Origin of the sequence: Aquimarina algiphila, assembly GCF_947494415.1 — a bacterium.
In the GTDB taxonomy this organism is placed as follows: Bacteria; Bacteroidota; Bacteroidia; order Flavobacteriales; family Flavobacteriaceae; genus Aquimarina; species Aquimarina algiphila.
On the sequence record NZ_CANLVC010000009.1, the window covers coordinates 75,759 to 90,176 of the forward strand.

17 protein-coding genes are annotated in these 14,418 nt (G+C 32.3%); 5 read left to right on the plus strand and 12 right to left on the minus strand.

The genetic code is table 11. The features are described 5' to 3' along the window. Nucleotides 1–56 precede the first annotated feature (56 nt). The 5 genes from PQF96_RS21820 to PQF96_RS21840 form a co-directional block, all read right to left on the minus strand. Nucleotides 57–410, minus strand: a complete 354-nt coding sequence (locus tag PQF96_RS21820; protein WP_271768336.1) for a SnoaL-like domain-containing protein — start codon at nucleotides 408–410, stop codon at nucleotides 57–59. Then, nucleotides 407–1,291, minus strand: a complete 885-nt coding sequence (locus tag PQF96_RS21825; RefSeq protein WP_271768339.1) for a sterol desaturase family protein — start codon at nucleotides 1,289–1,291, stop codon at nucleotides 407–409. Before PQF96_RS21825 ends, PQF96_RS21820 begins: the two co-directional genes overlap by 4 nt. Then, nucleotides 1,288–1,473: a hypothetical protein gene (locus tag PQF96_RS21830; protein ID WP_109436150.1), complete on the minus strand. Its 186-nt coding sequence runs from the start codon at nucleotides 1,471–1,473 to the stop codon at nucleotides 1,288–1,290. Before PQF96_RS21830 ends, PQF96_RS21825 begins: the two co-directional genes overlap by 4 nt. A 70-nt stretch (nucleotides 1,474–1,543) precedes the next feature. Continuing rightward, complete coding sequence (locus PQF96_RS21835) at nucleotides 1,544–2,413, minus strand: AraC family transcriptional regulator (protein ID WP_271768342.1); 870 nt, start codon at nucleotides 2,411–2,413, stop codon at nucleotides 1,544–1,546. A 139-nt stretch (nucleotides 2,414–2,552) separates the two neighbouring features. Beyond that, complete coding sequence (locus tag PQF96_RS21840) at nucleotides 2,553–5,699, minus strand: S41 family peptidase (RefSeq protein WP_271768345.1); 3,147 nt, start codon at nucleotides 5,697–5,699, stop codon at nucleotides 2,553–2,555. 199 nt (nucleotides 5,700–5,898) lie between these two features. Here PQF96_RS21840 and PQF96_RS21845 point away from each other — a divergent pair, with 199 nt between their 5' ends. Together PQF96_RS21845 and PQF96_RS21850 are read left to right on the plus strand one after the other, a co-directional pair. After that, on the plus strand, nucleotides 5,899–6,204 hold the full coding sequence (locus PQF96_RS21845) for a helix-turn-helix domain-containing protein (protein WP_109436148.1): 306 nt from the start codon (nucleotides 5,899–5,901) through the stop codon (nucleotides 6,202–6,204). A gap of 139 nt (nucleotides 6,205–6,343) precedes the next feature. Next, complete coding sequence (locus PQF96_RS21850; RefSeq protein ID WP_143918640.1) at nucleotides 6,344–6,694, plus strand: hypothetical protein; 351 nt, start codon at nucleotides 6,344–6,346, stop codon at nucleotides 6,692–6,694. A gap of 21 nt (nucleotides 6,695–6,715) precedes the next feature. On the opposite strand, the gene PQF96_RS21855 is transcribed toward PQF96_RS21850, so the two are convergent. Beyond that, nucleotides 6,716–7,114, minus strand: a complete 399-nt coding sequence (locus PQF96_RS21855) for a nuclear transport factor 2 family protein (RefSeq protein WP_143918639.1) — start codon at nucleotides 7,112–7,114, stop codon at nucleotides 6,716–6,718. Nucleotides 7,115–7,126: 12 nt separating this feature from the next. Next, nucleotides 7,127–7,459, minus strand: a complete 333-nt coding sequence (locus PQF96_RS21860) for a winged helix-turn-helix transcriptional regulator (protein WP_271768348.1) — start codon at nucleotides 7,457–7,459, stop codon at nucleotides 7,127–7,129. Between the two features lie 149 nt (nucleotides 7,460–7,608). On the opposite strand from PQF96_RS21860, the gene PQF96_RS21865 reads away from it, so the two are divergent. Together PQF96_RS21865 and PQF96_RS21870 are read left to right on the plus strand one after the other, a co-directional pair. Beyond that, complete coding sequence (locus PQF96_RS21865; RefSeq protein ID WP_143918637.1) at nucleotides 7,609–8,484, plus strand: SDR family oxidoreductase; 876 nt, start codon at nucleotides 7,609–7,611, stop codon at nucleotides 8,482–8,484. 69 nt (nucleotides 8,485–8,553) lie between these two features. Next, the gene (locus PQF96_RS21870) at nucleotides 8,554–9,177 is read left to right on the plus strand and encodes a DsbA family protein (RefSeq protein ID WP_271768351.1); all 624 of its coding nucleotides are present in this window, start codon (nucleotides 8,554–8,556) and stop codon (nucleotides 9,175–9,177) included. On the opposite strand, the gene PQF96_RS21875 is transcribed toward PQF96_RS21870, so the two are convergent. From PQF96_RS21875 to PQF96_RS21895, 5 genes are read right to left on the minus strand one after another with little or no spacing between them, the layout of a single operon-like run. After that, entirely contained in the window at nucleotides 9,174–10,277 is a 1,104-nt protein-coding gene (locus PQF96_RS21875) for a glycoside hydrolase family 3 N-terminal domain-containing protein (protein ID WP_109436143.1), read from the minus strand. The two genes, PQF96_RS21870 and PQF96_RS21875, sit on opposite strands and share 4 nt — an antisense overlap. Before the next feature lie 34 nt (nucleotides 10,278–10,311). Then, on the minus strand, nucleotides 10,312–11,163 hold the full coding sequence (locus PQF96_RS21880; RefSeq protein WP_271768355.1) for a sulfurtransferase: 852 nt from the start codon (nucleotides 11,161–11,163) through the stop codon (nucleotides 10,312–10,314). A gap of 6 nt (nucleotides 11,164–11,169) precedes the next feature. Beyond that, nucleotides 11,170–11,628, minus strand: a complete 459-nt coding sequence (locus tag PQF96_RS21885; RefSeq protein WP_271768357.1) for a nuclear transport factor 2 family protein — start codon at nucleotides 11,626–11,628, stop codon at nucleotides 11,170–11,172. 9 nt (nucleotides 11,629–11,637) lie between these two features. After that, entirely contained in the window at nucleotides 11,638–12,099 is a 462-nt protein-coding gene (locus tag PQF96_RS21890; protein ID WP_271768360.1) for a nuclear transport factor 2 family protein, read from the minus strand. 41 nt (nucleotides 12,100–12,140) lie between these two features. Continuing rightward, nucleotides 12,141–13,136: an NAD(P)H-dependent glycerol-3-phosphate dehydrogenase gene (locus PQF96_RS21895; protein WP_271768362.1), complete on the minus strand. Its 996-nt coding sequence runs from the start codon at nucleotides 13,134–13,136 to the stop codon at nucleotides 12,141–12,143. 123 nt (nucleotides 13,137–13,259) lie between these two features. Here PQF96_RS21895 and PQF96_RS21900 point away from each other — a divergent pair, with 123 nt between their 5' ends. After that, nucleotides 13,260–14,183: a nicotinic acid mononucleotide adenyltransferase gene (locus PQF96_RS21900; RefSeq protein ID WP_271768364.1), complete on the plus strand. Its 924-nt coding sequence runs from the start codon at nucleotides 13,260–13,262 to the stop codon at nucleotides 14,181–14,183. The last annotated feature ends 235 nt before the right edge of the window (nucleotides 14,184–14,418 follow it).

A 14,418-nucleotide genomic window follows, 5' to 3' on the forward strand; every position in this document is an offset into this window, starting at 1 on the left:
AAAGGAAGGTAATGGTTATTTAAAAAAATAGAATAGAATTTGCTTTTGAAATAAATTTAATGATAAAAGAATTGTTCTTTTATAATCTTTCCGTTTGCAACTTCATACACAATAATTTCGTCTATACAGACATCGGTGTTATTTACTAATGTGACATCAGTTATCATTCTTATGCTAAAGTGATTTGAACTCACTAAAGGTTTAGAAACCTCAAAACGATTCCATTGCTTTATATTCGAAAGAAATGTCTTTTCTTTCTGAATCATGGCTTTTAAACCAATTACAGATCGTTCCTGATACTGTTCTGGTTCGATATTTACTGCATCCAAAGCAAATAACTGCTCTTGAGCCTCTAAAAACTTTTTGTCTTTTAGTAAACCTACTAGTTGATTAGCTATTGTAATAGTCATATGTTGTTTTTTTTAGATTGCTTAAAATAAGGAGGTCTCCAGATAAGATTTCCAAAAATAATTCTGAATCTATCTTTCCATGTATTACATTGTTTTACATCCTTCCAGATATTTTTGTATTCAATAAAATTAATTGTGATGGGATTATTGGTGTGTATATTTTTTGTGAGTCCATAAACTACTTTTTCTTCTTCTCTTTGAAAAGTTCCGAATACCTTATCCCATAGTATGAGAATTCCGCCATAATTCTTATCAATATAGATATCATTAGAACCGTGATGTACTCTATGTACAGAAGGAGTATTAAATATTTCATCGAGCCATCCAAGTTTGACAATTCTTTCTGTATGTATCCAGGTTTGATATTGGGCTACAAAAACTAAACACACTATAGCCTGAAAAGGATTAAACCCTATCAATATCATCGGAATAAGAAAAATCCATTCTATTGCGCTTTCGACAATGCTTAATCGCATTGCTATAGATAAGTTATAGTCTTCTGAGGAATGATGTACACTATGATTTGCCCATAAAATACGATGTTCGTGTTCTAATCGATGCATCCAATAGTATGTAAAATCGGCAACTAATATACCTAAAGCCCATGTCCAATTATTCATTTCGATCTCAAATGGAGAAAGATGATAAAAGGGTAAAAGGCAAATGATTCCTATAGAACCCAAAATTGTTTTTTCTAATAATTGTCCAAGAAAAAAGATAATAATGTTTGCTCCGGTATCTTTCCACCTGCGTTCTTTGGCAGTAAAAATATCCAGAAAAATTTCGAACAGAGTAAGCGTAATATTTAGAATAAAGAAATATCCTATATATGTCAATACTTCCGAATTTTCAAAAAGAGTTATTATTTCTTCGATATTCATAATTTATTTTTATTGTTTTTTTGAGGAAGAAAATATAAGAACCAAAGGAACCACAATAGGCTTAATAATTCCCAGACAGAACCATTACCATGATAAAAATCGATTACATCTTGAAAGGAGTAGAAACCAATACATCCTAAAACTCCTAAATACCAATGCTTTTGAAATGTAAGATTATTCATATTATTCTTGCTTATTAAGCAAAAATAATAGGAAGATCAATCTGTGTGTTTGTCAATTTTGGACAATCCTTTATTTAATAGGAATATAAATTTCGGTCAGTAATTGATCTGCGGGAGTATCGGTTTCATCATTCAGGAAAAATTCTATAGTTGGTTTGTCAACAAGTTCGAATTGTATGTCGGTCATCCAATGGGTATAGATATAATCATAAGTAATTAGAGAATCTTCATGACTGCCTTTATGGAGGAATTTGATATACTTTTGTGGTGCTATTGTTTTGGTTCTAAAAAGCCCTTCTACCTCAAATTTTAATGGTAGTTCTATAACAATTGCAGCATTATATCGACAATGAATTGTGTCGGTAATATCATTATCATCCAAAATCTCTGCCACGCAAATAGTATCATCATCGATGAGATTATTTTTTAAGGCATAATCAACAAGTTGTTCCCAGGTATTTTTGATACCATCGATATTTTCATAGGTCCCATGATAAGTCAAGTAAAGAATATCAAGACTTGGTAATTCTTCTATTTCAAATGTTATTGAAGGTTTTTTATGTATGTAATCTGTATCAACAGCTCTTTTTTGTATTTGCAGTTTGAGTTCCTGAGTTTCTCTAAATTGAGAAGGAGAACAATTAAATTGATTTTTAAATGCCTTACTAAAGGCTGCAATATCGCTATACCCAATATTAAAGGCAATATCAGAAATAGAAGTGTCAGAATACTTTAGATATTGTGCTGCTTTTTCAAGCTTGATCCTTTTGATATATTTTCCTATGGTTTCGTGGTGTAGGGCAAGAAAAATTCTGTTGATATTTCTATAAGAGTAAAATGATACTTCTTCTATGTCCTTGATGGTAATATCTTCCTTAAATCTTTTGTCCAAAAAGTTTAATAGAGATTTATATCTTTCGAGTTGTGTAGGATTACTCATTATACATCATTTTTAAGAAAGATACGAATAGAATATCATTTGATAGTTGTCTGTTTTGGACAGTTATGAGATAAATATTTATATACTTCGCAGACCAAATAGACCTGCGAAGTCCTGAATTTATAATTAGAATAGAAATCTAATTTTGTTCTAGTTGTTTTATTATTTCTGAAATAGCTCTGTCTAATTGTGGTTGAGTACCCTCCATTCGATTTTTAAATGTTTCTTTTATATAGATATCTGGTGCAACTCCAGTCTTTTCTAAATTTTTACCATCTAATGTATAACACCCCCATGAAGGTAAACGATAAAATGAACCGTCAACGAGTCCTTTGCCAGAAGTAAAAATAATCCAACGATAGGACTCTGTTCCAATAACTTTACCTAACCCCAGTTCTTTAAACCCTGCAGAAGTCATTTCTGCATCACTCAATGTCTGCTCATTGATTAGGATTATTATGGGTTTTGCTGCTGGTCCAAAATTTGGTTGTGAAGTCGTTTTCCCTCCTCTATATTTCCATTTGAGATATGGTTTTTGAGATAAGAATTGTAATACTTCATCATGAACATTCCCCCCTGTATTATTCCTTAAATCCAGAATCAAAGCATCCCTCTTATACCCTTCAGACACCATTTCTTTTTTAAAATTAAGGAGTTCATTACCACCCATGTTTTTCATATGAACATATGCAATTTTTTTATTACCCTTTTGGTCAACATATGCTTGATTATTATCTACCCATTCATCATAAAGTAACCCTCTTAGGCTGTTTGATTGGATCGGGTGAAGATCTACAAGGATTTTTTGAGCATTACGTTCAAAAGTTAATCTTATTTCCTTATCCAAAGTGGGTTGAGTAAAATAAGATTCACGATTATTTTTTGGATTAATCTTTTGAGTATTCACTTGCAGTAAACGATCTCCAGGGAGAATGTTTTTATTTGCAACATCTGCAGGGCTATCGGTAATAATCCTTTCAACCAGATATGGATCTTTTTTTGAGAACACAATCCCAGTAGCCAGTGTGTTAGTTTTGTAAAAGCCTTCCTCTTCTTTACCTGTTGATCTAAAACCAAAATGTGACGTATTAAGTTCACCCAACATATCGTTAAATAATAGCCTTAAATGAGAACGATTACTAATATAGGGGAGGTATACTTCATACTGATTTTTAAGCTTTTTCCAATCTTCTCCATGAAAATCACCATCATAAAAATTCTCTTCAAAACCAGCCCAGGCTTCTTGAAACATTTGTTTAAATTCATTGGATAATGTTTTTCTAAATTTAAAGTCGATTTTTATTTTTTCTACTTTATTACTTTCGATATCCAGAGTATGAATGTTACCATCTAGTAGTATATATTGTTTTTCTTTTCCAGAAGCAATTTGAAAATAAGAGATTTTATGATCCCCAACTTTTTCGGTTTTGTTTTCTTCAAAGGGTTTAATAGTTGTTTTCCATAATTTGGTATCTCCTTCATCATGATTAGATACATAAAAGATGTATGAAGTTTCTTCTTTATCAATTACATAAGCCCCACCTTGATAACCAAAAGATGGACTTATACGCTCAATACGATCCATTAACCCTTTTTTGTTGATATTGATTTTAATAGCTTCGATTTTATCTTTTGTCTTCTCTTTTTCCTTCTCCTCTTCATTATCTTTATTTTCTACAAAAAGTTCTTCGAATTTCTTAAAAGTATATGGGGCTTCATACTTATCTAATGGCATTCTATAAATATTAGCTTCATTTAATCCATAAGGATAACTGGGTTGTGTTGGATTGGAATCAAAATAAATATACTTGCCATCTTTTGACCAAAATGGACTGTTTTCGGTTACTCCCGTTTGAGTTAGGTTTATTATTTTTTTTGATGGTATGTGATAGGTGAAAATATCATTCTCAAAATTGCGAATTGCATTATATACAATGTACTCATCATTAGGAGAAAACCTTGGTTGTGGAGCATATAAAGCCCAAAATTCATCTTTTACGGCTGTAGTGCTTTTTAGGTTTTCGAGATTGAGAATCCGTAATTCGTCTCTACCGCTTATGTATACTGCTTGTGTATGTTTGGCACTTATTTCGATATTTACATTGTTTCTTAAATCAGAAGTGACTTGTTTTGCTAAACTTTTTCCTTCGGCAGAAATGGTGAACAAATTAAGGTAACCACCATCAGTTTGATTAAATAGCAAATTACGATTATCCTTTAACCATTTTACTTCTACTACTCTTTCTTCTGAGTTAGTAGGTATTTGTTGAATAAATTTGCCTTTTATATCTGAAACGAATAACTGACCTCTAGACACAAAAGCTATTTTTTTGTTATCAGGAGAAATATCAAAATATGAGATTTTATCTTTAACCTGAAAATCCTGGGTTTTACCTAATGTGTTGTTGAGATAGATACGTATAGGGACTTTTTTTGTCGTATTAGTAGTGATATTATACAAATGGATTTGATAATCCTTTATAAAAACAATATTTTTTCCATTTGCACTTACATGGGGTCTTTTGATAGAGGTTTCAAATGCAGTAAGTCTTGTTTTTTGATCACTTTTAAAGGTGTACAAATTATACTCACCATTATCTTCATCAGAAACAAAATAGAGGTTACCATTTTGATCTATAGTAGTCCAAAAATCTTTTCCTCTATAGGAAGTGTATTGTTTATATTCTTTTGTTTTTGGATTATAAGATTTAATGTCTGGATTGTAATCTCCTTTATACCGTTTTCTATGGGTGAAGTTTTTACTCTCCCAACTCTCATTAAAGAAGATTTCACCAGTTTTTGGATGAGCTTTTACATTATGCACGGTATTAAAATAATGATTAAATAAACGATTAGGAGTTGCTCCTTCAATGGATACTTCATAACCACTAAACCGATTTTCTCTGGAGGAGGTGAAATATATTTTTTTAGAATCCCAAGACCAACTATCCATATCATCTGAAGAATCATGAAAGGTAAGTTGCCGAATTTCTCCACCATTCATTGGCATAATGTAGATATCTTTATTCCCATATTGAGTGGCGCTAAATGCTAACCATTTTCCGTCTGGAGAAACACTAGGTAGTGTTTCATTACCCTGCATACCGGTTAATCTAGATGCTTCCCCTCCTTTGGAAGGAACTTTCCATAAATCACCATCATAACTAAATATTATAGTTTGACCATCTGGAGTTAACGTAGGGTCCATGGTGAAATAAGCTTCTTGAGAATATATTATCAACGTACATACTAAGCAAAGAATTGAAGTTAAAATTGATTTGATCATGAAGAAGTTTTTGATTGAAGGAGGAAAGATACTAAACTTGAGCAATATTAATTTTAGAATAAAACGTTAAAAAATAGATGATTGTGTTGATGTATAAGCAGAATAGGAATTTCATTATTTCTATAGGTTATATTAAAGAAATAAATCATTTTGTAATGATCTTAAAAAACAATAAATTTGTCAAACTTTGACAAGTCAAATGAAAGAAACTTTTGGAGAATATATAAGATTACTTAGAACAGAGAAGGGTTTAACGTTGACTCAGCTAGCTGCTCAATTGGATCTGGACTCTGCTAATCTCAGTAAAATTGAAAATGGAAAACGCGATTTTGATGAGAAGAGACTTGATAGATTAGCAATGGTTTTTGAGTTAAACCCAAAAGAATTGCACAATGAATATATAAGTGATCGACTTGCAAAACAGATCTATGAGATGAATTGTTCTACAGAAATTCTAAAAGTGGCCGAAGAAAAGGCAGAATATCGTAGAACATTAAAAAAATAGCAAAGATGATTTGAATTTTACTCCTAAAATACTGAGGAGTATTTTTAAGATAAGATATTTTTCTTGATAAGAGTTACATTTCCTACCCGGTAATTCTTGTTGGTATTTCTGACCATGCGAAATAATAAAATATAAACTAATGAAAATAGACCTAGAAACTCTGAATTTTCCAAATTTTAAATTGTCAACACATCAGGATTTGATCTTGTTTTTGATTAGAAATGAATTACTAGGAAATAGGTTTATGAATCAATTGAATACATTAGGCTTTGACACCTCTTTTTTTAATGTAGAACTTGGCACGGCAATTTTATCATTAATTGGTTTTGATAATCGAACCGATATCTTATTAGAATGGTATCATAAGACTTTAAGTAGTTATTCTATAAAGGTAAACGCAGAAGATAGTGCTGCTACAGACGAAGTTGTTTTTGATTTTTATATAGCATTACGAATTAGACTTCAGACTCAGCAAAAAAATATGCTTTAAGGCCAATGCCAGACTAAAAACTCAGTTTTTTTTCATATTTTCCAGAAACTCACCCATTTTTTGATGTACGATCTGTATTGCTTTTAAAGGACGAATCATAACTTTAATGTCTGCTAATTTTCCATCTTTATCAAAAGTAAGCATATCTACACCTTCTACAATTACTCCATCAATCACAGTAGTAAATTCAAGAATACTATGCAGTCCATTTGTTATTTCACGAACATATTGAAAATGGTCATTGGCAATAATATTACCAGCGGCAATAAGGTACATACACACAATTTTCTTTCCTTTTTGAGGAGTCCAGACTACTGGCGAATGTAATACAGCATCATCTGCAATAAGGCTTTCTAAGGCAGCAAAGTCTCGATTTCTAACAAATTGATGCCATTGTGATAATCCTGTTGAGGTACTCATAAAGTACTTGTTTTATTGGTTTTCATCTTTAATTAACTTGCTTCCAAACATCTCTATTTGTTCTATAATAGGCAGAATTTCTTTACCGATAGTTGTCAAAGAATATTCCACTTTAGGCGGAATCTCTTTATACGCTTTCCTGTTTAAAATTCCATAAGCAGTTAAATTTTTAAGCTCCTGAATTAACATTTTTTCGCTAATGGCAGGAATCAATCTTTTCATTTCACCAAACCTTTTCTTTTCTTCTCCTATTTCGTGTACTATTTGTAACCTCCATTTTCCTCCAATAACCTTTAATGCTTCTTTTACAGGGCAAACTTCAATATTTTTTTCATCTTTTTCCATTGATAACATTTTGATAATCAGTATTACATACTTTTATGTAAGTACCATACATAAAGGTAAGTACTTGTGAAAAATGCAGTACTGCTGTAATTTTGCCAAAGATATTAAAAAAATCATGTGTCGTAAAGACACCTAAAAAAATAAATATTATGAAAATTTTTGTTTCCGGAGCTTCCGGGTTTCAGGGGGGTAACATTGCACAACAGTTGATTGCAAAAAATCATAAAATTTCTACGCTTAAGAGGACAATAGGAGAAGGAGTACCGGTGAGAGAGGGAATAGATATAATAGAGGGAGGGTTAGGAGATAAAGAAGCTCTGAACAAAGCTTTGCAACATACAAATGTTGCTGTGTATACGTTTCCGCTACTTTTTGATATGAAACTTGCAAAAGAATATACATCGAATTTTATTGCTGCAGCAAAAGAACAAAAGGTTGATCTTGTTATTTTTAATGCAACTTTTGATTTACCAAAGGAAGAAACAGAATTATTGGCGCTTAATCTAAAGGTAGAGATGAAAAGGTTATTTGATGCCTCAGGGTTAAATGTAATCACCTTAGTACCGGATATTTATATTGATAATCTGGCAGCACCATGGTCTATCCCTGTTATTTTAAATGATAATATCTTGCCTTATCCTGTTACTTCTGGTACAAAAGTTCCATGGATAAGTCATATAGATTTAGCAAAATATGTAGTATCTGCTATCGATAAACCTGAATTAGCAGGTCAGACATTACCTATTGGAGGCAATTTATTTACTGGAGAAGAAATCGCAGCTGCAATTTCAGATAAGATCAAAAAACCAGTAAATTTTGTAGGAGTATTACCTGATGATTTTGAAAAACAACTTGCTCCGGCATTTGGAGAACTTGCAGCAAGAGAAATCTCTAATTTATATCGTTATGTAGAGCAAAACCAAACAGAATTTTTGAAAAAAGATTTTAAAAATACAAATAAACTTTTATCTGTGACACCACAGACACTTGATGAATGGGTTGATTCTGTGAGTTGGGCTAACTAACCTTTCAAAAGTCTTATTGTGATCAGTGAGGCTTTTTTTATTTTTCCATTCGGAAATGAAATTAAAAAAATGAAGAAATATAAAATTACATATTACTATGATGCCCTATGTGGATGGTGTTATGGATTTAGTCCGGTAATGAATAGAATCTACATGAAATATAAAGAAAAAGTAGATTTTGAAATACTAAGCGGAGGTTTATTTATTGGTCATAGAGTAGGGGCAATTAATGAAATTGCACCTTATATCAAAGAAGGAGCCTATAAAACAGTAGAACAGAGAACAGGGATAGAATTTGGAAAGAAGTTTTTAGAAAATGATGCAATGATACTGGACTCTTTGCCTCCAGCAATTGCCCTTTGTATTATAAAAGAGAATTATCCAGAAAAAACAATAGAATTGTCACAGGTGCTACATAAAGCTATTTATTTTGATGGGATAGACCCAAGCGATATTGGTATGTACTCGACTATTTTACAAGGAATTGGTGTAAATATTGAAGATCTCAATTTAAAGATGAGAGACGAAAAATATATAAAAATGGCCCAACAAGAGTTTACATATGTTGCTTCCCAAGAAGTTGGAGGATTTCCATCTGTAGTATTAAAAAATGGTACAGATGATATTATTCTATCCAGAGGATATGTTGATTTTGATATGCTTGATACAAAGTTAGACCTGATAATACATTAAATGACTCCAGCACAAATTTTTAATCGTAGAACTTTTTTTACAGATTGCATGACTTGTTTTTTATAGTCAGGATTGGTTTTTGTTTCTGCAAGAATAGCATTAATCGTTTTTATTTCATTTTGTGGCATTAGGATCAAGTCACAACCAGCTTTAGAAGCAAGTAAAGGTGCGTTATCTAAAATTGTGACCGCTTTCATAATATTTAGTGCATCAGAAATGACAATACCTTTAAATCCCATTTTTTCTTTTAGAAGGCCAGTAATAATTTTTCTAGAACAGCTAGAGGGCAATCCATCGGTGCCATATTCTGTATTATTTTGTATTGTAATATGTGCGACCATAATAGAAAGTACTCCATCTGCTATAATTTTTTTATAATTATCTACTTCCTGTAAAGGTCCGTCTATATATACACTCTGTTTATGTGTATCTCCTTTTACAAGACCATGACCAGGGAAGTGTTTTGCAGTAGCAATAATTCCTCCTTCCTGAGTACATCTTATAAATTGATTTGCCAGATTAATTACAGAATCTTTATTGCTTCCGTAGCTTCTGGATTTGATAGCCTCGTTATTTGGACTAATATCCAAAACAGGGGCATAGTTATGATGGACTCCAATATCTCTAAGTTCTTGGTTGATAATGCTAACAACAGAATCTGATTGAGTATCATTTTTAATATCAATAGTTTTACCTACGTCTTTGGCTCCTTTAATTCTACTGGCAAACAGACTTGGCTCTGCATCCATACTAAACAGTAGTGGTAGGGTTTTATTTTTTGAGGCAATAGCATTAAGGGTATTTATGTTTTCGGTATGCTTTTTCTTACTGCCTTTTAAGAATACTACACCACCAATAGCATCCTGTGACGCTAACTTTTGAACAGTAGCCTCTGATTTGCCTAATTCTCCAGCAGAAGTTATGATCATTTGCGCCACTTTTTGTCGATCACTAAGTACATCGAATATAGAATCAACAGTACGATCTAATTCTATATTATTAGTGTAAAAGTCCTGTAAACCAAATTTAGGTATTTCCTGGGCAGAAGTATGTATAGTTATAAGCCCAAAACAAAAAGCAAATCGAAAAAAATAATTCATAGTATATAATTAAGCAGGTACTTTTGATTTGTATTTAACATTCTATGGGTACACCATCTAGTTGCCCCCATTCGCTCCAGGAACCATCATATATGGATACCTTATGATATCCCACAAGTTCTGAAGCTAACATAAGTATACAAGCGGTGATTCCTGATCCGCATGTAAAGATCAGTTTTTTATTTTCAATAGAAAAGGGTTTTAATATTTCTAATAATTCTGAAGTAGGTAGCATTTTACCATTGTTAAGCACTTTGGTGTAATATAAATTGATAGAATTAGGGATGTGACCTCCTTTGAGACTCTTTCTTGGTTCAGGCTCGATACCTGTAAACCTACCAGGAGAGCGAGCATCCAGAATTAGAATGTCATTATTATTCATTGCATTTACTATGGCGTCTGCATCCTGAATTAGATTGGGAACTAAAGTGGCTTCAAAATTTCCTGATGCTGTAATCTTTATTGAGTTTTCCTCGGGTTCACACGGTAATCCTGCTTTTTGCCAAGAAGGTAAACCACCATCAAGCACTGCTACAGCATTATGCCCCATTGCTTTAAACATCCACCATACCCTGGGGCTAGAATAGATCCCTAATTTGTCATAGATCACAATTTTATGATGAGAGCTAATCCCTAATGCTCTACAAGCTTCAGAAAATGTTTCTGGAGAGGATAGCATGTTAGGGATGTCAGTATTTGTATCAGAAAACGTGTGTTTAATATCAAAAAAACGAGCATTTTTTATATTTACATTCGGTTTTTTGATAGTATCATGAGAGGTTACCTTTTTGATGGTAGCATCAAGAATTATTAAGTCTGGATGATCTAAATGTTTAGAGAGCCAACTAACAGAAACAAGAGGTGTTGTGATTTCTAAGTTTTTCATTGGTTTTTACGAGTCAATATGAAATTTATCAAGTAATCGATTCGATCTATGTTGTATTTTTTTTCTAAAATATGAAGTACCCCCTAAGACTTTTCCCTTCCAACCCATAGCTTGAGAAGCCCATTGTTTTAAACTAAAATGATCTAAATGCTTTATAATCTTACCATCTTTAAATTCAAAATAAGAATTTACTCTATTAAGAACGGGTCTTTTTCTATCACCAAAAGTATATCGCGCTTCCCAGTATGCAGATCCTTTTTGATCTTCAATTTGTATATCAGAAAATTTTGCAGTCAGGTCTTTTCCATTCTCACAAAGCCAATACCAAACTTTTTTAGCTTTATCAGGTTGTAATTTCCCAAAAATAGGATCCTCAAAAATGATTTCATCATGATAGCATGACATCATAAGATCGACATTATGATCATTTAGTGAAGTATAAAAAGTTTTGATAAGCTCTTTCATGTTTTTGTATTACGATCGGGAAGCTATAAATTTATCGAGCATTCTATTTGTCTGTTGTATGAGTTTTTTCCTAAAAAAACCTGTGCCGCCTAGCAAGTTTCCTTTCCAACCCATAGCTTGAGAGGCCCATCGATGTAGACTAAAATGATCTATATGCTTTATGATTTTACCATCCATAAATTCGAATTGAGCATCGATTTTGTTATGAACAGGTCTGCCAGTTTTACTAAAGGTATACCAAGCTTCCCAGTGCGCTTTTCCTGTGTTTTCATCTGCTTCGACTTGAGAAAATGCAATTTTGAGATCTTTTCCATTTTTACAAAGCATTCTCCACATGTTTTTTGCCCGATCACTTTTTAATTCTCCAAAAGCAGGATCTATAAAAATGATATCCTCATGATAGCAAGAGATCATAGTATTAGCATCGCGATTATTTAAGGCTGTGTAGAAAGTTTCAATAAGTTCCTTCATAGATTGTATAGTAAAAATAGGAGCTATGAAGATAAGAATAATTAATCTAGCTTATCCGCGAGTTTCTTAAATACTTTTTTGGGATTTTTATTTTCATATAATACAGCATGAACAGCATCAATTATTGGTGTTCGAGTGGTTTTTGTAGCATCAAGTTCATATGCCGTTTTTGCAGCATAATATCCTTCGGCAACCATATTCATCTCCATTTGGGCACTTTTTACAGTATATCCTTTACCGATCATATTACCAAACATTCGATTACGAGAGAACGTAGAATACCCCGTTACTAATAAATCTCCCAGATAGGCCGAATTATTAATATTACGTTTCATTTTATGTATTTTTTTGATAAAACGTTTCATTTCACGAATCGCATTACTCATTAAAACACTTTGAAAATTATCGCCGTATCCAAGTCCGTGTGCAATACCAGCAGCAACAGAATAAATATTCTTTAATACAGCGGCATATTCTGTACCAATAATATCATCGCTTACTTTGCATTTGATATAGTAACTGCTTAGATGATTGGCCATGATTTTGGCTTTTTCTTCATCATTAGAGGCAATGGTTAGATACGATAAACGCTCTAGTGCTACTTCTTCTGCGTGACATGGTCCTGTGATTACACCAATATTGTTAAAAGGAATTGCATATTTATCATGAAAATGTTCTCCTACGATTAATCCGGTTTCGGGTACGATTCCTTTAATGGCAGAAAAAATAACTTTATCTTTTAGAGAAGAAGTAAGTTTTTCGAGTTCACTATGTAAAAATGCAGAAGGGATTGCAAAAATCAAATAATCTGCATTTGCTACTGCTTCATTAATATCATTAGTTAGATTAAGTTGTTCGGTTTTAAACTCTACAGAACTTAAATAGCTAGGATTATGTTGCTGTCTTTTGAGATGTTCTATTGCATATACACTTCGCATATACCAACCAACTTCATTTAGATTTTCGGTAAGCATTTTCACAATAGCAGTTGCCCAACTACCACCACCTAAGACTGCAAATTTCGGATTTTTTTCCATAAAAAAGATTGAGGCGTCAAAAATAAGGAAAATACATTTCAAAATAAAAGCTTGATAATCAATTTATTATAAGTTTGGCACATGTTTTGGTTCTTCATAAATGAAATTGAAAACACACAGCTTATGAAGACGTTAAAATTACTTTCGGTTATTTTTTTAGGTTCAATGGTACTAACTTCTTGCGTTGCAGAGGTAGTTGTCGAAGAAGATGTTTATATAGAAGAACCTGTAATTAGTTTGAATACTGTATTGAGCTCTTATGAGATTTGGTATGTAGATATCGAACGTACAAAAGGAACGGGTGAGATTCCATTTTTACAAAAGGCATTTACAGTTTCTTTTAGGAACGGAACATTTTTTGCCAATAATAACTTGGTAGGGTTAGGAAATAACGGAAATGGCTTTGGATTGGATGTTGGCTCTTACGATACTTTTCGAATGAATTTGGATATTGCTCATGATATTGATGGAGTGTATGAGCTTGAAGTTACGCAATTTGCAGACGATGAGATAGAAATATACGATAGAGTCACAAATACAAGTTATTACCTTGTTGGTTATCAGCGTAATGGTTTTGATTATGATCAGGTGTTTTATGATAATATTCATTATTTCCTTCAGGAATATGAAACATGGGAAAAAATATTTACAAGTGAGTTTGGGGTATTGAATGAGTTTGATAATGAAAATTATTTAAAGTTCGAATATTTCGGAGCAGGAGAAAATTTTAAAAGTTCTGAGGATGCAAATGGAATTCCGATTAATGATATCTTCTACGATTATAGCGGTCATTACGAGATTAATGACATTATTAACACTTTAGATAGGAAAACTTTAACACTTGATTACGATTCTCCGGACAATGAATTCTTTGAATTATCCGTTATCAATGACAACAAGATAGAATTGTTTCATCCAAGTTCTGAAACTGTATACCGATTTGTGGGTAGAGGACATATACAGTTTAAGAGTGCTGAGAAAGGTAAACCTACTCAGAATGAGAGAAAAAGAATTAAAAAAGCTGACTTTATGAAGCTTACAAAATAAAAAGTAAGGTTAGCACTTAAACAATATTAAACTTTTTGGTTGGTTATTTAGTTGGGAATCGCTCTACAAGATGAATCTTGTTTGAGCGATTTCTTTTTAATGACAGCTTCGTTAGTTCATATTAAATGCAGTAGGTAATTAGTTGTGGGGAAAAGTTATCTTACAATTTTAGAAGAACCCATAATAGTTGATAAGTTCAATAAGTGCAGTTTCACATATTATAGCATATATATTG

Excerpts from the sequence above, each read along its gene's own strand:
- PQF96_RS21885 (WP_271768357.1), bottom strand. The coding sequence starts at position 11,628 with ATGAAAGAGCTTATCAAAACTTTTTATACTTCACTAAATGATCATAAT.
- PQF96_RS21890 (WP_271768360.1), bottom strand. The coding sequence starts at position 12,099 with ATGAAGGAACTTATTGAAACTTTCTACACAGCCTTAAATAATCGCGAT.
- PQF96_RS21835 (WP_271768342.1), bottom strand. The coding sequence starts at position 2,413 with ATGAGTAATCCTACACAACTCGAAAGATATAAATCTCTATTAAACTTT.
- PQF96_RS21880 (WP_271768355.1), bottom strand. The coding sequence starts at position 11,163 with ATGAAAAACTTAGAAATCACAACACCTCTTGTTTCTGTTAGTTGGCTC.
- PQF96_RS21840 (WP_271768345.1), bottom strand. The coding sequence starts at position 5,699 with ATGATCAAATCAATTTTAACTTCAATTCTTTGCTTAGTATGTACGTTG.
- PQF96_RS21825 (WP_271768339.1), bottom strand. The coding sequence starts at position 1,291 with ATGAATATCGAAGAAATAATAACTCTTTTTGAAAATTCGGAAGTATTG.
- PQF96_RS21860 (WP_271768348.1), bottom strand. The coding sequence starts at position 7,459 with ATGGAAAAAGATGAAAAAAATATTGAAGTTTGCCCTGTAAAAGAAGCA.
- PQF96_RS21850 (WP_143918640.1), top strand. The coding sequence starts at position 6,344 with ATGAAAATAGACCTAGAAACTCTGAATTTTCCAAATTTTAAATTGTCA.
- PQF96_RS21865 (WP_143918637.1), top strand. The coding sequence starts at position 7,609 with ATGAAAATTTTTGTTTCCGGAGCTTCCGGGTTTCAGGGGGGTAACATT.
- PQF96_RS21820 (WP_271768336.1), bottom strand. The coding sequence starts at position 410 with ATGACTATTACAATAGCTAATCAACTAGTAGGTTTACTAAAAGACAAA.
- PQF96_RS21870 (WP_271768351.1), top strand. The coding sequence starts at position 8,554 with ATGAAGAAATATAAAATTACATATTACTATGATGCCCTATGTGGATGG.
- PQF96_RS21855 (WP_143918639.1), bottom strand. The coding sequence starts at position 7,114 with ATGAGTACCTCAACAGGATTATCACAATGGCATCAATTTGTTAGAAAT.
- PQF96_RS21895 (WP_271768362.1), bottom strand. The coding sequence starts at position 13,136 with ATGGAAAAAAATCCGAAATTTGCAGTCTTAGGTGGTGGTAGTTGGGCA.
- PQF96_RS21900 (WP_271768364.1), top strand. The coding sequence starts at position 13,260 with ATGAAGACGTTAAAATTACTTTCGGTTATTTTTTTAGGTTCAATGGTA.
- PQF96_RS21875 (WP_109436143.1), bottom strand. The coding sequence starts at position 10,277 with ATGAATTATTTTTTTCGATTTGCTTTTTGTTTTGGGCTTATAACTATA.
- PQF96_RS21830 (WP_109436150.1), bottom strand. The coding sequence starts at position 1,473 with ATGAATAATCTTACATTTCAAAAGCATTGGTATTTAGGAGTTTTAGGA.
- PQF96_RS21845 (WP_109436148.1), top strand. The coding sequence starts at position 5,899 with ATGAAAGAAACTTTTGGAGAATATATAAGATTACTTAGAACAGAGAAG.